This window comes from Aequorivita marisscotiae, assembly GCF_029814825.1.
GTDB lineage: Bacteria > Bacteroidota > Bacteroidia > Flavobacteriales > Flavobacteriaceae > Aequorivita > Aequorivita marisscotiae.
The window spans coordinates 525,045-546,352 of sequence record NZ_CP122379.1 but is presented as its reverse complement, the minus strand read 5'-3'; the positions used below and the strand labels follow the sequence as shown (position 1 = coordinate 546,352).

At 38.7% G+C, this 21,308-nt stretch carries 18 protein-coding genes; 7 read left to right on the top strand and 11 right to left on the bottom strand.

What is annotated here, in order from left to right:
* Both QCQ61_RS02575 and QCQ61_RS02570 read left to right on the top strand, forming a co-directional pair.
* Nucleotides 1-1,695: a pyruvate dehydrogenase complex dihydrolipoamide acetyltransferase gene (locus QCQ61_RS02575; RefSeq protein ID WP_279449158.1), complete on the top strand. Its 1,695-nt coding sequence runs from the start codon at nucleotides 1-3 to the stop codon at nucleotides 1,693-1,695.
* A gap of 71 nt (nucleotides 1,696-1,766) precedes the next feature.
* Nucleotides 1,767-2,447: an SDR family NAD(P)-dependent oxidoreductase gene (locus QCQ61_RS02570; RefSeq protein ID WP_279449157.1), complete on the top strand. Its 681-nt coding sequence runs from the start codon at nucleotides 1,767-1,769 to the stop codon at nucleotides 2,445-2,447.
* 115 nt (nucleotides 2,448-2,562) lie between these two features.
* Here the strand turns inward: QCQ61_RS02570 and QCQ61_RS02565 are convergent, their stop codons facing one another.
* Nucleotides 2,563-3,594 (bottom strand): PepSY-associated TM helix domain-containing protein, encoded by a 1,032-nt coding sequence (locus QCQ61_RS02565; RefSeq protein WP_347814824.1) that lies wholly within the window; start codon nucleotides 3,592-3,594, stop codon nucleotides 2,563-2,565.
* Between the two features lie 67 nt (nucleotides 3,595-3,661).
* The gene (locus QCQ61_RS02560; RefSeq protein WP_279449156.1) at nucleotides 3,662-6,043 is read right to left on the bottom strand and encodes a TonB-dependent receptor; all 2,382 of its coding nucleotides are present in this window, start codon (nucleotides 6,041-6,043) and stop codon (nucleotides 3,662-3,664) included.
* Between the two features lie 248 nt (nucleotides 6,044-6,291).
* Between QCQ61_RS02560 and QCQ61_RS02555 the strand changes: the two genes are divergently transcribed.
* The 3 genes from QCQ61_RS02555 (at nucleotide 6,292) to QCQ61_RS02545 (ending at nucleotide 9,494) form a co-directional block, all read left to right on the top strand.
* Entirely contained in the window at nucleotides 6,292-6,912 is a 621-nt protein-coding gene (locus QCQ61_RS02555) for a SprT-like domain-containing protein (protein ID WP_279449155.1), read from the top strand.
* Between the two features lie 66 nt (nucleotides 6,913-6,978).
* Entirely contained in the window at nucleotides 6,979-8,058 is a 1,080-nt protein-coding gene (locus QCQ61_RS02550; RefSeq protein WP_279449154.1) for a mannose-1-phosphate guanylyltransferase, read from the top strand.
* Complete coding sequence (locus QCQ61_RS02545) at nucleotides 8,058-9,494, top strand: DUF389 domain-containing protein (protein WP_279449153.1); 1,437 nt, start codon at nucleotides 8,058-8,060, stop codon at nucleotides 9,492-9,494. Before QCQ61_RS02550 ends, QCQ61_RS02545 begins: the two co-directional genes overlap by 1 nt.
* Before the next feature lie 2 nt (nucleotides 9,495-9,496).
* Here QCQ61_RS02545 and QCQ61_RS02540 read toward each other — a convergent pair whose 3' ends face one another.
* The 7 genes from QCQ61_RS02540 to gcvP all read right to left on the bottom strand — a co-directional run bounded on the left by QCQ61_RS02540 (nucleotide 9,497) and on the right by gcvP (nucleotide 17,703).
* A complete protein-coding gene (locus tag QCQ61_RS02540; RefSeq protein WP_279449152.1) occupies nucleotides 9,497-10,261 on the bottom strand; it encodes an ABC transporter ATP-binding protein in 765 nt (254 codons plus the stop codon).
* On the bottom strand, nucleotides 10,258-10,998 hold the full coding sequence (locus QCQ61_RS02535; RefSeq protein ID WP_279449151.1) for an MlaE family ABC transporter permease: 741 nt from the start codon (nucleotides 10,996-10,998) through the stop codon (nucleotides 10,258-10,260). The genes QCQ61_RS02540 and QCQ61_RS02535 overlap by 4 nt, the downstream gene beginning before the upstream one ends.
* Before the next feature lie 68 nt (nucleotides 10,999-11,066).
* Entirely contained in the window at nucleotides 11,067-12,173 is a 1,107-nt protein-coding gene (locus QCQ61_RS02530; protein WP_279449150.1) for an alkaline phosphatase, read from the bottom strand.
* 88 nt (nucleotides 12,174-12,261) lie between these two features.
* Complete coding sequence (locus tag QCQ61_RS02525; RefSeq protein ID WP_279449149.1) at nucleotides 12,262-13,116, bottom strand: glycosyltransferase family 2 protein; 855 nt, start codon at nucleotides 13,114-13,116, stop codon at nucleotides 12,262-12,264.
* A complete protein-coding gene (locus tag QCQ61_RS02520; RefSeq protein WP_279449148.1) occupies nucleotides 13,116-13,637 on the bottom strand; it encodes a class I SAM-dependent methyltransferase in 522 nt (173 codons plus the stop codon). The genes QCQ61_RS02525 and QCQ61_RS02520 overlap by 1 nt, the downstream gene beginning before the upstream one ends.
* 40 nt (nucleotides 13,638-13,677) lie before the next feature.
* Entirely contained in the window at nucleotides 13,678-14,736 is a 1,059-nt protein-coding gene (locus tag QCQ61_RS02515) for a 3-oxoacyl-ACP synthase III family protein (RefSeq protein WP_279449147.1), read from the bottom strand.
* A 117-nt stretch (nucleotides 14,737-14,853) separates the two neighbouring features.
* A complete protein-coding gene (gene gcvP / locus QCQ61_RS02510; RefSeq protein WP_279449146.1) occupies nucleotides 14,854-17,703 on the bottom strand; it encodes an aminomethyl-transferring glycine dehydrogenase in 2,850 nt (949 codons plus the stop codon).
* Nucleotides 17,704-17,836: 133 nt separating this feature from the next.
* Here gcvP and QCQ61_RS02505 point away from each other — a divergent pair, with 133 nt between their 5' ends.
* Nucleotides 17,837-18,655, top strand: a complete 819-nt coding sequence (locus tag QCQ61_RS02505; protein ID WP_279449145.1) for a UbiA prenyltransferase family protein — start codon at nucleotides 17,837-17,839, stop codon at nucleotides 18,653-18,655.
* Between the two features lie 19 nt (nucleotides 18,656-18,674).
* Here QCQ61_RS02505 and QCQ61_RS02500 read toward each other — a convergent pair whose 3' ends face one another.
* Nucleotides 18,675-18,905 carry a hypothetical protein gene (locus QCQ61_RS02500; RefSeq protein ID WP_279449144.1) on the bottom strand — a complete coding sequence of 77 codons (231 nt, stop codon included), beginning with the start codon at nucleotides 18,903-18,905 and terminating at the stop codon, nucleotides 18,675-18,677.
* Nucleotides 18,906-18,910: 5 nt separating this feature from the next.
* Nucleotides 18,911-19,459, bottom strand: a complete 549-nt coding sequence (locus QCQ61_RS02495) for a sigma-70 family RNA polymerase sigma factor (protein WP_279449143.1) — start codon at nucleotides 19,457-19,459, stop codon at nucleotides 18,911-18,913.
* Nucleotides 19,460-19,717: 258 nt separating this feature from the next.
* Here QCQ61_RS02495 and QCQ61_RS02490 point away from each other — a divergent pair, with 258 nt between their 5' ends.
* Nucleotides 19,718-21,172 (top strand): M20/M25/M40 family metallo-hydrolase, encoded by a 1,455-nt coding sequence (locus QCQ61_RS02490; RefSeq protein ID WP_279449142.1) that lies wholly within the window; start codon nucleotides 19,718-19,720, stop codon nucleotides 21,170-21,172.
* Nucleotides 21,173-21,308: the final 136 nt, after the last annotated feature.

Below are 21,308 nucleotides of genomic sequence, written 5' to 3'. Positions count from 1 at the left end.
ATGGCAGAAGTAATAAACATGCCGCGTTTAAGCGACACCATGGAAGAAGGTACGGTAGCAACCTGGCTCAAAAAAGTGGGCGACACCGTAAAGGAAGGCGATATTCTTGCCGAAATTGAAACAGATAAAGCAACAATGGAGTTCGAATCGTTTTACGAAGGTACCTTGCTCCACATTGGTATTAACGAAGGCGAAACCGCAGCTGTAGATACACTTTTAGCAATTATTGGTGAAAAAGACGAAGACATTTCAGCATTGATTGATGGAAAATCTGACGATAAAAAAGATGGTTCATCAAACGAAGATTCGGAAAATGACACTTCAGAAAAAGATACTTCTAAAAATGATAATGTTGAGAAAAAGGATTCTGAAAATGAAGACACCAAAGAAAAATCTGAAGAATCTTCATCTGGAGCCGAACTGCCCGAAGGTGTTGAAGTAATTACCATGCCGCGTTTAAGCGATACTATGACCGAAGGAACAGTTGCCACTTGGTTAAAAAAAGAAGGTGATAAAGTAGCCGAAGGCGACATTCTTGCTGAAATTGAAACAGACAAAGCCACTATGGAGTTTGAATCGTTTTATTCGGGGACGCTCTTAAAAATTGGTATAGGCGAAGGCGAATCGGCACCGGTAGATGAGGTTTTGGCCGTAATAGGCCCGAAAGGTACAGACGTTTCAGGGCTGTTAGAAAATTTCAAAAAAGAAGGAAAATCTTCGGTTAAAAAGGAAAAAAGTTCCGAAGAAAAACCTTCAAAAGAAGATAAGAAGGAATCGGCGCCGGCAAAAGTTTCAGAAACAAAAAATACTTCGTCGGCAAAACCAAAAACTGATGATGGCCAACAACAGGAAAGAATATTTGTATCGCCTTTGGCTAGGGTTTTAGCCGAGGAAAAAGGAATTAATTTACGTCAAGTTGTTGGTAGTGGAGAAAATGGCCGTATCGTTAAAAGCGATATTGAAAATTATCATCCAGCTGCCGGTGGCGGACAAGCTTACACACCGGTTGGAACCGAAAGTTTTGAGGAAGTGAAAAACTCGCAAATGCGTAAAACCATTGCAAAACGTTTAGCCGAATCGAAATTCACCGCTCCCGAATATTATTTAACCGTTGAGTTGGATATGGACCACATAATTGCAGCTCGTGAATCTATAAATGCTACTCCCGATGTAAAAATATCGTTCAATGACATGGTAATTAAAGCGTGCGCCATGGCATTGCGCAAACATCCGCAGGTAAACAGCCAATGGACGCCGGAGGCAACCAAAATTGCAAAACACATTCATATTGGTGTTGCCGTGGCAGTAGATGAAGGATTGTTAGTTCCTGTATTAAAATTTGCAGACCAAATGACTTTTTCACAAATAGGAGCTCAAGTTAAGGAGCTTGCCGGAAAAGCACGTAACAAAAAAATTACACCTCAGGAAATGGAAGGTAGTACGTTTACAGTTTCAAACCTTGGAATGTTTGGAATAACGGAGTTTACTTCAATTATCAACCAACCAAATTCGGCAATTTTATCTGTTGGAACGATTGTTCAAAAACCGGTTGTTAAAAACGGACAAATAGTAGTAGGTAACACGATGAAGGTTACACTAGCTTGCGATCACCGTACTATCGATGGCGCAACAGGGGCCAAGTTTATGCAAACTGTAAAACAGTATATTGAGAATCCTGTGACGATGTTTGTTTAATTGAAAAAACTAAAGTGAGTTAGACCTCACAGGTCTTTGAGACCTGTGAGGTTTTTTAATTTATTGAAATTATGAAAAACATAATAATTACAGGTACTTCCCGTGGAATTGGTTTTGAAATGGTAAAGCTTTTTTCTGAAGCCGGACACAATGTACTAGCACTTTCAAGAAATTCTAAACCTATTTCAAATCTAAAACTGAAGAACGTTGCCGCGCTAGAATTTGATATAGCCGATCAGTCTGAAATAGTAAAACTTTCTGCCTTCCTTCAAACTTCAATGAAAACAGTTGATGTTTTAATAAACAACGCAGGATTTCTGGTGAATAAACCTTTTGCCGAAATTACCTCCGAAGAATTTAAAAAGTGTTATGATGTAAATATTTTGGGGCCAACTTCGTTAATAAAAACAGTAATTCCGTTTATGAAAAAGAAGGGACACGTTTTAAACATTAGCAGTATGGGTGGCGTACAGGGAAGCGTAAAGTTTCCTGGGCTCAGCGCATATAGCAGTAGTAAGGGAGCTTTAATTGCCTTAACTGAATTACTCGCAGAAGAATACAAAGAAACCGGTCCATCTTTTAATGTTATGGCCTTGGGATCGGTACAAACCGAAATGCTTGCCGAAGCTTTTCCCGGTTTTAAAGCACCGCTTTCGGCTACAGAAATGGCGCAATATATTATGGATTTTTCACTTAATGGGAATAAATTCTACAACGGTAAAATATTGCAGGTTTCAAGCACTACGCCTTAAGTTGTTGCTGCTTTCCCTTAGGTTTTTTCTTCAATTTGTTCAGCCATATTATTACGCCCGTAATGGGTAAACTCGTAGCTATTAAACAGGAAATAAAATATATTGTTTTTGAAAACTACCCGTAGATTGTTCCCATATGTATTGCTTTGATGGAACTTGCAATCTGTACGTTTAAGGGTTTTTCCGAAAAAATTTGCTTTGAAATTAGCGTTCCATCGCGATCTATTTTTAATTCATCTACTGCAGTCTGAAAAAAATCTTGATCATGGTATTTTTTTACGCTGAAAATTTCTGTTTGATCTGTAGGAATTTGTAATTCGGTTGTTCCCTGAAAAGCAAGTTCATTCTGAGTAATCTTTAGTACATCCTCAAAACTAATCTGTTTCGTGTTTTTTGGAGCTTTGGAATTTATTTTGGGTCCTCCGCCGCGTCCTGCAAATACAGGGGTGCCAAGCACGGCACTTCCGGCATCTTTATACCATTCAAAAGACCAGAACAAACCTGTTAGCGACATTATAATTAAAAATATTGCTGTATAAAATCCTAGGGTAACATGTAGGTCGTGATTTACTCTTTTCCACTTCGCGCGCCACGCAATTTTAAATCCTGGTTTTAAATGCTTCCATTTTAATTTCTTTAATTTTTTCTTCGGAAACCAAAGTACAATTCCCGTAATGGATAGTATTAAAAATAGTATAGTTGAAATACCTACAATTGGTCTTCCGATAGCTATGTCTAACAGCAACCAGCGGTGCAATTTAAACATTGTCATAAAAAAGCCGTCCAATACATTTGGCGCAGCCTTTGTAAAAGTTCCGCTGTATTGATCTACAAAATAGGTAGTTCCGCGCCTGTCTTCATTATTTGTTTTAACCGAAAACGCATAAGGTTTTGTGTTATCAGGATTTATGCTCACGCGCAATACTTCACCTTCATTGGAAAGTGATTTTGTCAGGTTTTCAATTGGAAGCGCATTCCTAGTAGGCAGAACAGTTATCTCTTCGGCAAAGAGTCCCTTTATTTCCTGCTCGAAAGTGAGAACGGTACCCGTCAAGCAAATAATTAGGAGTACGATTCCGCTACCGATTCCCAACCAAAGATGAACATCGTTTATAAATTTTCGAAGCGTATATTTTTTTGTTTTCATAATGGCTTTAAAATTAATAAAAGGCACAACTTACGTTGTGCCTTTGGACACTTAACAATTCAAAAAACTAAAAATTATAACGCAATACACCTGCAAAGTTTCGTGGCTCGGTCTGATTGATATATCTGGTTCTATAGGCATTATAGCCTATTTTATCGAACACATTGTTCAGCAGAAATTGAAGACTCCAGTTTTTATCGAATTTATATTCTGCTTGAAAGTTTACCATGGAGTAGGCTTCCACATCAAAAGGTTTTTGGTTTGGCACAATTCCTTGATGGGTAACAGCTCCGGACGACCAATCGTTTATGGGGCGTTCCCCGGTAAAGTAGGCTCCAGCGCCTATGGAAAGTCCTTTTAAAATGTTGTTTCTAAAGGAATAATTGGCATAGGCATTAAAGGTGTGTTTGGGTGTGTTTAACGGTGCCGATCCGTACACGTATGAAGTGTGTTCTTTGTACTGCGAATCAATATATGCATAGCCGCCAATTAATTCCAAGTTTTCTAGCGGACGCCCGGTGAGTTCTATTTCTATTCCTTGTCGTTGGTCATTTCCGCCTTTAGCATAGTATAAAATATTTGTCCAGGTTTCATCATAAACAGGCAGATTTATGTTTTTATTGTTGATTTTATAAAGCGTTAAATTGAAACGCAAACGGTCATTGAGCCAAGTGGACTTAAAACCGGTTTCCAATTGGTCGTAACGCTCGTTACCCAATTCCTCACCGTTCTCACCTAAACGCGATGCCGTACGCGGATAGGAACTGTTGGTATAAGAAACAAAAACATTTACATTTTTAATTGGCGAAACAATTATTCCTCCCAACGGGTTGAAGGCATCACTACGTGTATTCTCAGCTTCTGAAATGGTTTCGGTTGAACTAAAACGAGCTCCCAAAAATGTTTTTAGCCAAGTGTTCCAAGAAATTACATCCTGTGCCACAAAGCCGAGTGAGTGGGTTTTTCCCCCACTTGTCCTTGCTGCATCCAGCGCTATAGCGGGCAAGGTGTGACTTATATTTTGAAAGACATTAATAGTGTCAATCACGCCAGCAGATTGACTACTAGTGCCAAATCGGGAAGCGCGATAATCAAAGCCTACTTGGAAGGTGTGCTTAATAGAACCTGTGTAAACGTTATCTCCAATTAAATCAAATTGCAGCACACTATTGTTGTCATCGCGGGTAGAAGTGGTGTAACTGCGCTCGCGAATATTGTAAATTGGCGTATCATTTTCTTCAATCGTTTCGCCTAAGCTTGCCCCTTTGTCGTTTAATTTTAAAGAAGAACTGTAAAAGGCACCTTTTAAGGTAAGCTTGTTATTTAGCTCATGGTCCATTCTAATGGCATAAGTAGTGTTTTCGGTAATTGAACGATCGTTTTCGAACCCTAAAAATTGTGAATGTGGAAGATCGTAAATGGCATTTGTGTCATTTTCGGCCAAATTTACCGTGCCCAAATCTGGAGTTCGACTGTCATAATAATGATCTAGTTCTAAAGTTACAGTTGTCTTTTCATTCACTCTCCATTCAAAGGAAGGGTTAAAATAGAAACTCTCTTTTTCAACCAAATCCCTAAAACTATCGGCTCTTTCCAAGGCGCCATTTAAGCGAAACGCTAGGTTTTTTTCTTTGTTCAAAGGGCCGTAAACGTCAAAGGTAGGACGTACTTGCCCAAAGCTTCCTCCCCGTAGGCTTACGCTTCCACCGGAAGTATATTTTGGAGTTTTTGTAACAATATTTATAATTCCTCCCGGGCTTCCCAGATCTGTGGCTACACCTTGTGTTATGGAGGCTGTTCCTTTTAAAACCTGAATATTATCTACGCCCTGCATATCTGTTAAAATACCCACTCCCCGAAAGTCGGAATGTATGCGGACACCGTTTTTTAAGATGGGGATGCCTCTAAATCCGCGGGAAGACATGCTCTCCCGTTTGTTGCCGTAGGTTGCGAAAGTGTAAACCCCTGGCACGTTTTTGGTCGCTTCGGAAATGCTCAAAGCACCTTGGTCCTCAATCAATTTTTCTGAAAGTACAGAGATACTTTGTATTTGCTCATAGGGTTTTAACGGCAAGCGAGTTAGAGACTCAATTTTGTCGGGATGGTCATTTCGGTTTCCGAAAACTTCTACCTGATCCAATTCATTATCATAGGATAGCTGAAAAATAATGCCGCTTAAAACAGCTTCGTTGGGATTAATTGTTAGTGTGGTAGTTTTATGGCCCACGGCGCTCGCGGTAAGTTGCCATGCGCCATACGGAATATTATTAATTGTAAAAATTCCGTCGGCATCGGCAGCACTTCCCTTCTTCAGTTCGGGAATATAAACACTTGCAAAGGGGATTGGGATATTGTCAATATCCGTAACAGTTCCTTCGATTCTTGCTACTTCCTGTGAAAATATAAACTGTGCTCCCAATATAAAAAATAGGGTGGTGATGAATTTCATTTTGTTATTTTTATTTAGATTGGATTTAAATTGGGTGCAAATCTAAAGTGTAAAATTAATATTTCAAAGTTTATTTAGAACAGTTTTAAATAGCAGGATGTAAGATGTTGAAATCAAAATAAATGCAGCTACAAATTTTTTAAAATATCTTTCAGGAAGACGATATTAAGTGTGGTAAAAAGCCTGAAATTGCATTAAACTGGCTATTTTTGGAACTGAAATAACGGTTAGCAGCTTCTTTATTCCGTATGACAGAAATTCTAGAAAAATATATTCCGCAAGCTTCCGTAGCCTCCGCTTTTGAACTTATAAAAACCCATAATGTTCATCTTAAAATTGTAAACGAGCGCGTTACACGACACGGCGATTACCGAAAAATGCCCAATGGGCAACACCAAATAACAGTAAATGCGTCGCTAAATAAATATCGATTTTTAATTACATTAGTTCACGAAATTGCACATTTGGAGGCTTTTACAAAATACGGGCGTTTTATTAAACCGCACGGGATAGAGTGGAAGCGCACTTTTCAATTATTAATGTTGCCTTATTTGCGTCCCGAAGTTTTCCCCAATCAATTACTGCCATTATTGGCGCGGCATTTTAAAAATCCGAAAGCTTCCAGCGATACCGATGCCGCACTATCTTTAGCCCTAAAACAATTTGACCCCGAAAACGATAAAAACTATATCTTTGAGATTCCTTTTGGAGCACATTTTAGATTGTATAACGGCAAAATATTTAAACGCGGCAAACAACGTGTAAAAAGGTTTGAGTGTGTAGAAGTTTCTACGGGAAGAACCTATTTATTTAATCCGAATGCCGAAGTGGAATTTTTGACGCCTCCGAACCCACAAAAGGAAAATTAATTTCCGGGAGCAATATGGTTTTTGCAAGGTATTTAAAGCCTTGTAGGTTTGTTAAATGCTAAAAATATGAATAGAGATTATTACGCAGTAATTATGGCGGGCGGCATTGGTTCAAGGTTTTGGCCTATGAGTACCCAAGAATTCCCAAAGCAGTTTCACGATATGTTGGGGACGGGACAGACCTTATTACAAAAAACTTTTTCGCGTTTAAATAAAATAATTCCTTCGGGAAATATATACATTCTCACCAATGAAATGTATTTGGAAATTACCTTAAAACAACTACCCGGAATTACCGAAAAACAAGTGGTTTTAGAGCCCGCAATGCGAAATACCGCACCCTGTATTCTACTTTCGGCATTAAAAATTAAAAAGGAAAATCCCAACGCATTAATGCTAGTTGCGCCCAGCGATCATTGGATTGAAGATGAAGCTGCATTTGCCAATGATGTGCAAGCCTGTTTTGATGCGGCGCAGCGCGAAGATATCCTACTTACTTTGGGTATTGAGCCAACTTTTCCGAATACGGGATATGGGTATATAGAAAGCGAAAAAAGCAGCGCCTCACAAATAAAACCGGTAAAGCAATTTCGCGAAAAGCCCGATTATAACACTGCCAAACAATTTTTGGAAGCAGGAAACTTTCTTTGGAATGCAGGTATTTTTATTTGGAGCGTAAAAAGTATTACCGCATCATTTAAAACTTATTTGAACCGAATGAACACCTTGTTTTCAAAAGGGATGCAAACTTTAAATACTTCGGAAGAAAAACAGTTTATTGAACATACTTATCCGCAAGCCGAAAATATTTCGATTGATTATGGAATTTTAGAAAAGGCTGCCAATGTATTCGTAAAAAAAGCTACTTTCGATTGGAATGATTTGGGAACTTGGGGTGCGCTTTATGACAAATTGAACAAAAATGAAGGTGAGAATGCAATTGTAAATGCCGAAACACTTTTAAAGAATTCTGATAAAAACATGATTTTTACTGATAGAAAAAAACTTGTTGTTTTAGACGGGATTGAAGATTATATTGTGGTGGATAAAGAAGATGTTCTTTTGCTATTTCCGAAAGCGAAGGAGCAGGATATAAAAGCATTGTTGCAGGAGGTTTCGAATAAATTCGGTAAAAAATATTTGTAATGGGTACATCACAAAATAATCAGGACGTTAAGGTTACTCCAAATGATGAGGAGTTTGAGCAAGTAAAGCTCAACACTTGGCAAAGTATCAAAAAATTCCTGAGCGAACTTTTTGACATTCGTGCAGATACAGACCGCGATGCGACCATTGAAGCCGTTAAAAAAGATATTTCGTTTAAGGGCCATACCGCATGGATTCTTATTTTTTCAATTTTTGTGGCCTCTATTGGGCTAAATGTTAGTAGTACAGCGGTGGTTATTGGTGCGATGTTAATTTCGCCATTAATGGGGCCAATTGTAGGTATTGGGCTCTCTGTTGCCATTAACGATGTAGATACGCTTAAACGCTCCTTAATTAATCTTGGAGTGATGGTTTTTTTAAGTGTGCTAACCGCTTTTCTGTATTTTAAACTTTCGCCCTTAACCGAGGAGACGCCTGAGCTTATTGCCAGAACATATCCTACAATTTTAGATGTGCTTATTGCAATATTTGGTGGATTGGGATTAATTGTTGCAAAAACAAAGAGTGGTACAATTGCCAGTGTTATTTTTGGAGTTGCAATTGCCACTGCTTTAATGCCGCCTCTTTGTACCGTGGGTTACGGCTTGGCTATAGGTAATGCTTCGTATGCGGGTGGTGCTTTGTATTTATTTTCTATAAATGCGGTTTTTATAGCACTTTCTACCTTTATTGTTTCAAAAATATTACAGTTTCCGTTGGTGCGTTATGCCAATAGCAAGCGCAGAAAACGAACTGCGCAAATTGCAACCGTAATAGCTATTGCCGTTATGATACCCAGCGTATGGTTGTTTCTTAAACTTTTAGACCAACAGGTTTTTGAAAATAAAACCAAGGATTTTGTAAAAAACGTTATTCAATACGAAGGTGCCGAAGTTGTAAAGTTTACGCAGGACTATAAATCTAAAAATATTGACGTGTATTTAATTGGTCGTCCTGTACCACAAAATAAAATAAACGAGTGGCTTCAGGAATTGGAAAATACCGAAAATTTAAGCGAAACCCGGTTGCGTATTTATCAAGGTGCCGATCAAAGTGGGGAAATGGCAGCCAAACTTTCCGGTGAAATTAAGGCGGGAATTTTAGAAGATCTGTATGTTAAAAACGAGCAAATTATTCAAAATAAAGATGAACAGATTCGCTTTTTGGAAAACGAAATAGCTCATTTAAAAGTGCAGAACATTCCGTTTAAGCAGTTAAGCGAAGAGATTAAAATTAATTACGAAAACATTGAAACTTTCAGTTTTTCGAATAAAATAACCACTAATTTTAAAACTACGGATACTGTCCCGGTTATAAATATTCGTTGGAAAAAGAATGTTTCTTCTAAAAATCGGAAGGCAGATTTAAAAAAGATAGAAGCTTGGATGAAGTTTAAAATGAAATTTGATACCCTTCAAGTTTCCGAATATCCGTAGGGTTAACCTTCCTTTAGTTGTACTTCGCGAATTTTTTTGAAAAGGTCTGATGAGTACACAAAGTTTGTAACATCTTCATTATCTGTTTTGAAAATTTGTTGATTGGTGCCCTGCCACACCAGTTTTCCGTCTTTCAGCAGTACCACTTTTTCGCCTATTTCCATCACCGAATTCATATCGTGGGTTACTACAATTGTAGTAATATCGTACTCGTGGGTAAGATCCTGAATCAATGTATCAATCAAGGTTGCTGTTTTTGGATCGAGACCGGAATTGGGCTCGTCGCAAAAAAGAAATTTTGGTTTGTTTACAATTGCACGGGCTATGGAAACCCTTTTTTGCATTCCACCAGATATTTCTGCTGGAAATTTTTTATTCACATTTTCAAGATTTACCCGTTTCAATACTTCGTTTACCCTGGCAACCATATCGGCTTTTTTCTGCTTGGTAAACATTCGCAGCGGGAACATAACATTTTCTTCAATATTCATAGAATCGAAGAGTGCTCCGCCTTGAAAAAGCATTCCAATTTCTTCGCGTAACTTGCGCTGCTGTTCGTCGTCCATATCTTGTATGGCCTTATCTTCGTAATAGATTCTACCTTTCTCAGGCTTAAAAAGTCCGATAAGACATTTAAGCAAAACCGTTTTTCCACTTCCACTTTGTCCAATAATAAGGTTTGTTTTTCCTTTATCGAATTCGGTTGATATTCCTTTTAGGATTTCCTCATCGCCAAAACTTTTATGTACATCTTCTATTTTTATCATGAGCTAAGGAGAAGTTGGGTTATAATATAGTTGGCCGCAATAATCAGCACGCTGGTCCAAACGAAGGAATTGGTGCTCGCCTTACCTACTTCCAGCGAGCCACCTTTCATATAAAATCCTTGCCAAGAAGGAACGGTGGCGAGAATAAAAGCAAAAACAAAAGTTTTAAAAAAAGCGTAAAAGAGTTGGTAGGGAATAAAATCTTCCTGTACCCCCGCAATAAAATCGGAAGAACTTGTAAAACCGCCGTAAACGCCAGCCACCCAACCCCCGAGAACGCCAAGGAACATTGAGAGCACAATTACAAACGGATAGAACATTAGAGCCACAATTTTCGGAAAAACTAAATAGTTTAATGAATTAATTCCCATTACTTCCAAAGCGTCTATTTGTTCGGTAACCCGCATAGAGCCTATACTGGAAGTAATAAACGAGCCTACCTTTCCCGCCATAATTATGGAAATAAAGGTAGGGGCAAATTCCAGTATAACAGATTGGCGCGTTGCGAAACCTATTAGGCTGTCCGGAATTATAGGGTTATCCATATTTAGGGCCGTTTGTATGGCCACAACCCCGCCCACAAAAAAGGAGATAAATGCTACAATGCCCAACGAGCTAATAATAAGATCGTTGATTTCCTTAAAAATAAGATGCCGCAGAACCGATGTTTTGGTAAAGCTACCAAACACCTTTTTTAGCATTATAAAATAAGAACCAATATCTTCTATATACTTCATACAATCGTAAGCTATGGCTAAAATACTAAAATTAGCACACTGATAATTGAAAATGCTTTTTTTGGCTTTTATTTATCAAAAAGAGCCATCATTTTATGGTATATCGCAATACTTTCAAAAATACCATTAAATTTAGAAGCGCCAGGGCCTTCCGCAAAAACGGGAACCATCGTACCTGAGTGGCCAGTAGTAGAAAAAACCGGTTTTACTTTGTTGTAATCTTTGCCGTCAGATGCTAGTGTAAAACCTCCTGTTTCGTGGTCTGCGGTAACAATTACAAGCGTTTCGCCATTTTGCTTGGCAAAATCTAAAGCTACGCCCAAGGTTTTGTCAAAATCTAAAAGCTCTTCTATTAAGTAATCGGCGTCGTTGTTATGGCCGCCCCAATCTATCTGGCTTCCTTCAACCATTAAAAAAAATCCTTTTTCGTTTTTAGACAGTTTGTCCAATGCAAGTTTGGTGGCGTTCGGAAGAAAATTGCCACGGCCTTCATTTATTTTGGGCATTCCATCTTCTGCAAGTAAAATAAGTTCGTTTTTCTCACTGGGGGTTTTCGGAAGTTGATCCGTAATTACTTTATAGCCTTTGGCTTCCATTTCAGCTAACAAATCATTTCCATCTTTTCTTTTATTGAAGAATTTCAATCCACCCCCAGCAAAAAAGTTTACACCGGAATTAGGTGCAAATTCTGTAATTTCCTCATACATTCTTCGGCTTTTTACGTGGGCATAAAAACTGGCAGGGGTAGCGTGTTGAATAGACGAAGTAGCTATAATACCCGTGGCCAAGCCTCGTTGCGAAAGTTGCTCTACAATGGTTGGTACGGCAATTGTATCTTTATTTACACCAATTGCGCCGTTGTATGTTTTAACGCCAGTGGAAAAAACTGTTGCGCCAGCGGCCGAATCGGTAATTAAATCACTAGCGGACGATGTTTTACTTAGTCCAATTGTACTGAAATGTTCAAAATTTGGTTTGCCGTTCTTGTAATAAATTGCGGCGGAAACCTGGCTCAGCCCCATGCCGTCGCCAATTAATAAAATAATATTCTTGGGTTTCTTTTCTTCTGACGAATATGTAGATACCGTATTATCGCTTACCTGAACAGAAACGCAGGAAGTAGTAATAAGTAGGCTTGAGAAAAAAAATGTGAGGAAAGAAATCTTGAGTTGCATTGCTAAAATTTAAGGAGCAAAAATAACGAATTTATCTACGATTATATGTTAAGGAGATGTTGTCGTATTTTAAATCTTAAATCTTAAATCACCCCAATCCCAATTTCTTTCGAACGTTTTTCCAACGGAGGTTGCGGATAAATTCGCCTTCCTTTTCTGAAACGATAAAGTCTAATTTGGCGTTTTTCGCTTTAAAGTAACCTTTTAATGTATCTGCAAAAAATGAAAAACTATTTTTTTTGGAGGCGAGTTTCGCCGAAGCGATAAGCGTAAGCCAAAACCCGTAGCGCATTTTATAGAAAGCCTCGCCCTGTTTGTGTTTTGAGGCTTTTGTATAGACTTTGCCCGTAGGTTTTAAATGCTTTACGTGCAGCGAAGGGTCGGTCTTTACTTTCCAACCGTGGTATTGGGCCAGGAGCTCATCCACCGTATCCCAGCCCATTGATTTTTTTAGGCCGCCGATTTCTTTGAAACATTTTCTTCTGTACAATTTTATAGGGCCACGCACTTTAGTTTTTTTTGAAATGTTTTCAAATTTCCACTCATTTTCTACTTTAATATAAAGATTACCGCCAGCAATGCCTACTTTTTCATCGGATGAAAATAATTCTATTATTTTTTCGAAATAATTTGGGGGTAAAATAATGTCAGCGTCAAATTTGCATATAACATCAAAGTCATCATCTAGCGTTTCAAAACCTTTATAAAAAGCATTTATAACTTTACTGCCCGGCTCGTGAAGTTTTTTTGAATTGTGAAATTCACTTTTTATAAAATGGTATTTTTCTGAAAATTGATCAATTATTTGTTGTGTCCCATCTGTTGAAGCGTCATTTACAACAACAATTTTTTTGGGAAGTAAGGTTTGCTCAACTAACGACCCAAGAGTTTTGCCGATAAATGCTTCTTCGTTATGGGCGGGTATGACGATGTAGAAATTCATTAAATTCTTTCAGCATAAACAATATAATACCGTGGCGTAACCCTTCTGAGAATTGGCCGAATCCCGATTTTATTTACAGGATTGGTAAATTTTTCACGTTTCACAATACGCCAACCTGCCTTTTCCAAAAGCCAGTCAAATTGCCAATCCTCAAATTCGTGGTAGTGGCGGTCCCATTTGTCGGTTTTGCTTTTATAAGCCGAGGCAAACCAAAGCTTTAAAGGAATGGAAGCAACCAGTTTTTTTGCTTGAATATCTTTTAATACGTTGAAAGGGGAGACCAAATGCTCAAATATTTCGAAGGCGGTAACCACTTCAAAATCATTCGTTTTAACAACTTCGGTTTCAAGGTCAAGGTCTTCGCCTTTGGTATTTGTTACATTAAAGCCTTCTTTAGTGAGAATTTCGGAAAAGGGATTGGAAACACCCAAATCTAAGATTTTTTCTTCCTTGGAAATTACCTCTTTCAAAAAATGAAGCGTGTGTTTGTATCTTTTTTTAGGAAACTTGCCTTCGTACATCTTTTAAATTCTGAATTCTGAATTCGGATTTCAGAATTATTTACACCTTATAAACTATCGCATTAATATTCATGCCCGCGCCAACGCTTGCAAAAATAACCACATCTCCTTTTTTTATCGAGTGGCCCTCTAACTCACCGTTCAACACCAGATCGTAAAGCGTGGGTACCGTGGCTACGCTACTGTTGCCCAATTTGTTGATGCTCATGGGCATGATTTTTTCGGGAGCGGCCTTGTCATATAACTTGTAAAAACGGTTTACAATGGCCTCATCCATCTTTTCGTTGGCTTGGTGGATGAATATTTTTTTCACTTCGTCTATGCCGTGGCCGCTTTTTTCGAGGCAGATTTTCATGGCATCTGGCACGTGGCTTAGCGCGAATTCATAAATCTTTCTACCGTACATTTTTATATAGCGGCGGTTATCTTTTTTCGCCAAATTGTTGCTTTCGCCAAAATAAATAAAATGTGCTTCGTCAAAAGCGTAGGTGGCGCTAAAATGGCTTAGAATTCCGCCGGTATCCTCGGTGGCTTCCACTACTGCAGCACCTGCACCGTCGCTGTAAATCATAGAGTCGCGATCGTGCGGATCTACAACGCGCGAAAGCGCTTCGGCGCCTATAACCAGACATTTTTTGGCAATTCCGGCCTTTATAAATGCATTGGCTTGTATCATACTTTCAATCCATCCAGGGCATCCAAAAAGCATATCGTATCCTACACAAGTAGGGTTTTGTATTTTTAAATTGTGTTTAACTCGGGTAGCAATGCTGGGTACCGTATCGCTCTGCACGGCTCCGTATTTTACATCGCCATAATTGTGGGCAACTATAATGTAATCTAATTCTTCTTTTTTAATTCCTGCGCTGTTAATTGCGTTTTCTGCGGCAAAGGTTGCAATGTCTGACGTATTTAGGCTTTTGGGTAGGTATCTGCGTTCGGCTATACCGGTAATGGCTTTAAACTTTTCTATAATCGTTTCATTTTCTTGGCCAAAGCGCGTTCCATCTTCATTGTAAAAATGATGGTTTCCGAAATGTTCATTCTTCGCAATCTCGCTTGGAATGTAACTGCCTATACCGGTTATTTTGACTTTCATAAAGAAAAAAGTTTTGTTAAAAGTACGGAAAAAAATGTGTTCAGTATTCAGTAACGGTATTCAGTTAATCCTTTTCACTCTAAAAGTGAGTACTGAATACCGCTACTGCAAACTTTCTTAAGCTTCCATGTAAGCTTCTATTGGGTCGCAGGTGCAAATTAAATTCCGGTCGCCATAAGCATCGTCTACCCGCCTAATAGAGGGCCAAAACTTATTGTCTGAAACATACGCTAACGGAAATGCTGCGTCCTGTCTGCTGTATGGAAAATCCCATTCGTCTGCCGTTAACATTTGTAAAGTGTGTGGCGAATTTTTCAGAACGTTATTTGGTTCGTCTTTATCTGCCGCTTCAATTTCTTTTCTAATAGAAATCATTGCATCACAAAATTGATCTAAAGCCATTTTGCTTTCACTTTCCGTAGGTTCTATCATCAAAGTTCCGGCAATTGGGAAGGAAACCGTTGGCGCGTGAAAACCGTAATCCATTAAGCGTTTGGCAATGTCTGTAACTTCAATTCCCTTTGCTTTAAACGGACGGCAATCTACAATCATTTCGTGAGCTGCGCGGCCGCGTTCGCCAGCGTAAAGAACTTCGTAATGACCATTGAGTCTTTCTTTAATATAATTGGCGTTTAAAATAGCGTATTGTGTGGCTTTTTTTAGACCATTTACACCGAGCATACATATATAAGCATAGCTAATTAAGCAAACCAATGAGCTGCCATAAGGTGCCGCTGAAATAGCCGAAATAGCATTTTCGCCTCCCGTTTTTATTACAGGATTTGAAGGCAGGAACGGAACTAATTGCTCTGCAACACAAATGGGTCCCACACCTGGGCCGCCACCCCCGTGAGGAATTGCGAAAGTTTTATGAAGGTTTAAGTGGCAAACATCTGCGCCAATAGCTCCAGGATTGGTTAAGCCAACCTGTGCGTTCATGTTAGCCCCATCCATATAAACTTGTCCGCCATTTTCGTGTATAATACTTGTTATTTCGCGAATAGCCGACTCGTAAACTCCGTGGGTAGAAGGATAGGTAACCATTAAACAGGAAAGGTTGTCTTTGTGTTTAATGGCTTTTTCACGAAGATCTTCCACATCAATATTTCCTTCTGCAGTAGCCTTTGTTACAACTACTTTCATTCCAGCCATTACGGCACTCGCGGGGTTTGTTCCGTGAGCAGATGAAGGAATTAAGCAAATATTTCTATGTGCATCTCCACGCGATTCGTGATAGGCGCGAATAACCATTAATCCAGCAAATTCGCCTTGCGCACCACTGTTTGGTTGAAGTGAAGTTGCTGCAAAACCGGTAATTTCGGTAAGTTGTTTTTCCAGTTTCTTTAAAACAATTTGGTAGCCTTCCGCTTGTTCTACAGGAACAAATGGATGCATATTACCCCACATTGGGTCGCTTAACGGAAGCATTTCTGCAGCGGCGTTTAGTTTCATGGTACAAGAGCCCAGACTAATCATAGAATGATTTAAAGACAGGTCTTTTCGCTCCAATTTTTTAATGTAGCGCATTAAATCTGTTTCGCTGTGGTAGGAGTTAAATACATCCTGTTGTAAAAACTCAGTTTTGCGGGCAACTTCTTCCGGGATTTTATTGCCTGTTTCTAGGGCGGTAATCTTTTCGAAATCATTTTTAATCGCCTCGGAAAAGATTGCAACTATTTTATTTAGGTCTTTTATAGTTGTGGTTTCATTAATAGAAATTGAAACAGTTTCGTCGTTGGGATAATAAAAGTTAACTTCTTTGGCCTCGGCTAAAAATTTGATTTTTGTAGCGTCGGTTTTAATTGCAATGGTGTCAAAGTATGTATCGTTTACTTGCTCGAAGCCCAGTTTTTCTAATGCATTTGCAAGGGTTGCAGCGCCATTGTGAACTTTTTTGGCAATATATTTTAAACCTTCGGGGCCGTGATAAACGGCGTACATTCCGGCCATAACCGCAAGCAGAACCTGAGCGGTACATATATTTGAAGTTGCTTTATCGCGCTTAATATGCTGCTCCCGGGTTTGCAGTGCCATCCGTAGAGCGCGGTTGCCATCGGTATCTTTTGTAACGCCAATGATTCTTCCCGGAATACTTCTTTTATACTCATCTTTAGTAGCGAAAAATGCTGCGTGGGGACCGCCATAACCCAAGGGAATGCCAAATCGTTGGGTTGTTCCAACAACAACATCAACTCCAAAGTGTCCTGGAGATTCTAGCATTACAAGGCTTAAAATATCTGCCGCAACAGCAACTTTAATTTGGTTGTCGTTCGCTTTTTCTATAAAGCTTTTAAAGTTGAAAACCTTTCCGGTTTTACTTGGATATTGAAGTAAAGCTCCAAAATATTCGTCCGAAAAGTCAAATTCTTCGTGATTGCCAACCACCAATTCCACGCCAATAGGAGTGGCGCGAGTTTCTAATAACGATAGGGTTTGCGGCAATATTTCTTCAGAAACGAAAAACTTTACGGCATTGTTTTTTTTCTTGTCTTTTTCGCGTACGTTTAAAAGTAACGACATGGCTTCGGCTGCGGCAGTAGATTCGTCTAAAAGTGAAGCGTTTGCCAATTCCATACCTGTTAGATCTGTAATTACGGTTTGGAAGTTTAACAGCGCTTCTAATCTACCTTGTGCAATTTCGGCCTGGTACGGTGTATATGCCGTGTACCATCCCGGATTTTCCAGAATATTTCTCTGAATTACGGGAGGGGTGTTGGATTGGTGGTATCCCAAGCCAATATACGTTTTAAAGATTTTGTTTTTTGTGGAAAGCTCGGTAATGTGCTCCAGGTATTCCTGTTCGCTCATTGCGGTATCCAAGTTAAGTGCTTTTTTCAGCAAAATATCGTCCGGAACAGTTTCGAAAATAAGTTGATCTAAAGAGTCTGCACCAATAGTTGAAAGCATTTCGGGAAGATCGCTTTCCCGAGGGCCAATATGTCTTAAAGCAAAAGAATCTGTATTCATTAAATATGCGATTGAAATTAAGCTGGCAAATTTACGATTTTTAACGCGAAATAGCTTCTTTTTTAAAGGTTTGAAACCTATTATTTTTCAACTAAATAATGAGGTTACTAACACTTTGATTATTTTTGATATTATGAAGTTTTTAAAGCGTGTTTTTGCATTTTATATAAACAGTAGCATCCACGTTGCCTTAGCAGTTGTGGCTTTGCTGGCCATAACCGTTTTGGAATATAATCTAACAATTGTAAAGCCTTTTTGGGGTTTTCTTTTTTTAGCATCCTTAACGGGATATAATTTTGTGAAATACGCCAAAGTAGCTGGACTTCATCATCGAAGTTTAACGCAATCCTTGAGGCTAATCCAGATATTTTCTGCGGTGTGTTTTGCTTTACTTGTTTACTTTTCACTCCAACTGCGCATAGAGGTTTTATTGCTAACGGTGGGTTTTGGGATGGCAACTTTTTTATATGCAGTTCCGGTAATTAGAAGTAAAAACCTACGAAATCTTTCAGGTATAAAAATTTTTGTGGTGGCCTTTGTCTGGGCGGGAGTGAGCGTTATTTTACCGTTTGTAGCTTCAGAAGTTGCAATCACAGCAGATGTGTTTCTAACTTTCTTTCAGCGCATTTTTATTGTTGTGGCACTTATTCTGCCCTTTGAAATTCGCGATGTGCCGTATGACGGTTTAAATTTAAAAACGCTGCCGCAGCAATTTGGTGTTAAAAACACAAAATTGTTGGGGTTATTTATTTTGTTGTCGTGTCTGGGAATTGAATTTTTTAAAGAGTATTCTGAAGCGCCTTATCTGTTAAGTTTACTTGTATTTTGTGTAGTATTGGGATGGTTGTTGGTTATTTCAAAAACACGTCAAACTCGTTATTTTGCTTCTTTTTGGATAGAAGGCCTACCTATACTGTGGTTGCTGCTTTATCTTTTATTTCAAGTGTTTTAATTTGTTTTAATTAGCGGTATTACTGTTGAAGTCGGTTTTTTATTTGTTGTTTTTCTGATTCCGAAAGGGTTTTAATATTTGCAGACTCAATTTTTTTTGTGAGGGCTACATTTCGTTTTGTGTAATCGCGACACAATTTGCACATTAATAAATGCACTTTTAGCATGACCTTATCTAAGAAAGAAGCTTCCTTATATTGGGTTTTGTCGCAAACTTGTGCGGCTTCGTTACATTTTAAAAAAAACTTCATTCGCATTAATTAAACCAATTTTTTTCGAGGCACTCGGCAAGCGATTTTCGTGCACGGTGAATTATCACCCATAAGTTAGACGGTGTAATATTAAATTCTTTACATATGGCCTCTGTATCGTATTCGGCAATTGTTTTCAATTTAAAAATTGTTGCTTGTTTTTCCGGAAGCTTGTCTAAACATGCTAAAATTGCAAGACCCAATTCGGTATTTTCCATAGTGTCCTCCGCGGTTTTATCAAAAGGATCCGCGGCATTTTCCTCCAACCAATCTCCATCCGAATCTTCACTTTTATACGAAATATGCACTTCGGCTTTTCCTTTTTTCGAATTTATCTTTCGGTAGTGATCAATAATTTTTCGCTTTAAAATTGAAATGAGCCAGGTGCGCTCTGTGGCTTCACCTTTAAAATTATCTTTCGATTTAAGACCTGCCAAAAATGTTTCAGAAATAAGATCTTGGGCAACAATAGGGTCGTTTACCCGCACAATAGTATAATTGTAGAGGTAATCGGCATATTTGTCTACCCATATTTCAGGATTTAATATTTCCACAGCAAATTTTTTAAACCTATTTCAAAAATAGGGAAGTTCTATAACATATACGGAAATGCTAATTATTTAGTTTGAAATTAGCCCTAAAGGCATTGAATCTGCTTTATAACTGAGTTAATATATTCTTTAAAATAGCAAAAGATACATTTAGCAATGGCACCAAAGGTGGTAGGTGCGAATACGTTAAACTTGCAAAATGCGCTTATAACTAATTGAGATGTTTTATTTTTACGGAAAATTAACTCCTAAAACTTCCCAATGAAAAAATTTACTTCAGGAATTTTAATGTTCCTATTATTTACAATTGTTGGTTTTGCACAAAACGACAATACTTTTTATGCAACCATGGATGCTGCAGATGCGGTTTCATTTAAAGCACTTTATCCAGATGGAATGACCATTTTGGCAAGCAATGACAGGCAAGCTGCGGTTCTACTTTCTGAAGAGGTTTCGCACAGTATTCACGATAATGTAAAAACGCACGGCCCAGGTTATATTTTTAGGGCATCGGCCCAAAAGGCCTTACAAGCTTTGGAGCCGGTTGAACGCAGAAGTCCGCAAATTGATTTTAGCATTACCGAAGATGCCTTTGTAAACGAGTGCTTAGATTTAGTTGACGGGCAAAATATTGAAGACGATATTTTAAATCTTCAAAATTACGGAACGCGTTACCACACAAAATCGCAAGCCGAGCTGGCAGTTCTCGATCAACAGGCCAAGTGGGACGCCATGATTGCCGCATCGGGAAGAACCGATGTACATACACGTATTTTTAACCACGTAAACACGCCAATGCCTTCTGTGATTATAACTTTTGACGGGGCTAATACGCCAGATGAATTTGTAATTATTGGCGGCCATATAGATTCTACCACCTTTGGCGATAAAAACAATGCGCCGGGAGCAGATGATAATGCTTCGGGAATTGCCTCTTTAAATGAAATGGTTCGCGTGCTTTTAGAAAAGAATTTCGTGCCAAATAGAACCATTGAAGTTATGGCTTTTGCCGCCGAGGAAATTGGTTTGGTAGGTTCTGCCGAAATTGCAGAAGAATACGCAAACAACGGTGTAAATGTAGCGGCTTATGTTCAGTTTGATATGACGGGGTACAATGGTTCCAGCAGCGATATTTATATTACAACAGATTGGTACAATAGCAACCAGCTGAACACCTACCTAACCGAATTGATGGATCATTACAACAGCAATAACCCCAATAACCTTCACAATTTTACCTATGGCTATACTGAATGTGGCTACGGCTGCTCAGACCATGCAAGCTGGGCAGATAATGGGTATGACGCCGCTTTTCCTTTTGAAGCAAGAATGGGCGAAGACAATCCAAATATCCATAGTCCGGGCGACGTGTATTCGTTCTTTAATACGCCGGAACACAGTGTAAAATTTGCAAAACTTGGATTGGAGTTTTTAATTGAAGCCGCAAAACCACAAATATTGTCGGTAGATGATTTTTCTGAAAATGCCATTCGCGTTTTTGTAAAAAACAAAACTTTGAATTATCAGTTAAACAATACAGTGTCTAACGTAAAAGAAGTGTCTGTTTACAACGTAGCCGGGCAAAGAATAATTTCTGAAAATGTAAATTCTGAAGGTGGCAGCCTTCAACTTAGCCAATTTGCACACGGTTTTTATATCGTGCATTTTACTTTGGAAAACGGACATACGTTTTCAAAGAAGTTTATATTGAACTAGTGTTGGATCGAGCGCAGTCCAGACCTGCTTTTTAATCATAATTATGTTGAAAAGATGACCTCTCGACTGCGCTCGAGGTGACATTTGGAATAGGTCTAATAGGCACCATTGCGAGTAACGAAGCAATCTCCTGTTA

What these genes read in the sequence shown, in the direction of transcription:
- QCQ61_RS02535 (WP_279449151.1), bottom strand. Translation starts at nt 10,998, where the DNA reads ATGAAGTATATAGAAGATATTGGTTCTTATTTTATAATGCTAAAAAAG.
- QCQ61_RS02530 (WP_279449150.1), bottom strand. Translation starts at nt 12,173, where the DNA reads ATGCAACTCAAGATTTCTTTCCTCACATTTTTTTTCTCAAGCCTACTT.
- QCQ61_RS02545 (WP_279449153.1), top strand. Translation starts at nt 8,058, where the DNA reads ATGGGTACATCACAAAATAATCAGGACGTTAAGGTTACTCCAAATGAT.
- QCQ61_RS02560 (WP_279449156.1), bottom strand. Translation starts at nt 6,043, where the DNA reads ATGAAATTCATCACCACCCTATTTTTTATATTGGGAGCACAGTTTATA.
- QCQ61_RS02500 (WP_279449144.1), bottom strand. Translation starts at nt 18,905, where the DNA reads ATGAAGTTTTTTTTAAAATGTAACGAAGCCGCACAAGTTTGCGACAAA.
- QCQ61_RS02525 (WP_279449149.1), bottom strand. Translation starts at nt 13,116, where the DNA reads ATGAATTTCTACATCGTCATACCCGCCCATAACGAAGAAGCATTTATC.
- gcvP (WP_279449146.1), bottom strand. Translation starts at nt 17,703, where the DNA reads ATGAATACAGATTCTTTTGCTTTAAGACATATTGGCCCTCGGGAAAGC.
- QCQ61_RS02505 (WP_279449145.1), top strand. Translation starts at nt 17,837, where the DNA reads ATGAAGTTTTTAAAGCGTGTTTTTGCATTTTATATAAACAGTAGCATC.
- QCQ61_RS02565 (WP_347814824.1), bottom strand. Translation starts at nt 3,594, where the DNA reads ATGAAAACAAAAAAATATACGCTTCGAAAATTTATAAACGATGTTCAT.
- QCQ61_RS02575 (WP_279449158.1), top strand. Translation starts at nt 1, where the DNA reads ATGGCAGAAGTAATAAACATGCCGCGTTTAAGCGACACCATGGAAGAA.
- QCQ61_RS02520 (WP_279449148.1), bottom strand. Translation starts at nt 13,637, where the DNA reads ATGTACGAAGGCAAGTTTCCTAAAAAAAGATACAAACACACGCTTCAT.
- QCQ61_RS02570 (WP_279449157.1), top strand. Translation starts at nt 1,767, where the DNA reads ATGAAAAACATAATAATTACAGGTACTTCCCGTGGAATTGGTTTTGAA.
- QCQ61_RS02555 (WP_279449155.1), top strand. Translation starts at nt 6,292, where the DNA reads ATGACAGAAATTCTAGAAAAATATATTCCGCAAGCTTCCGTAGCCTCC.
- QCQ61_RS02490 (WP_279449142.1), top strand. Translation starts at nt 19,718, where the DNA reads ATGAAAAAATTTACTTCAGGAATTTTAATGTTCCTATTATTTACAATT.
- QCQ61_RS02550 (WP_279449154.1), top strand. Translation starts at nt 6,979, where the DNA reads ATGAATAGAGATTATTACGCAGTAATTATGGCGGGCGGCATTGGTTCA.
- QCQ61_RS02540 (WP_279449152.1), bottom strand. Translation starts at nt 10,261, where the DNA reads ATGATAAAAATAGAAGATGTACATAAAAGTTTTGGCGATGAGGAAATC.
- QCQ61_RS02515 (WP_279449147.1), bottom strand. Translation starts at nt 14,736, where the DNA reads ATGAAAGTCAAAATAACCGGTATAGGCAGTTACATTCCAAGCGAGATT.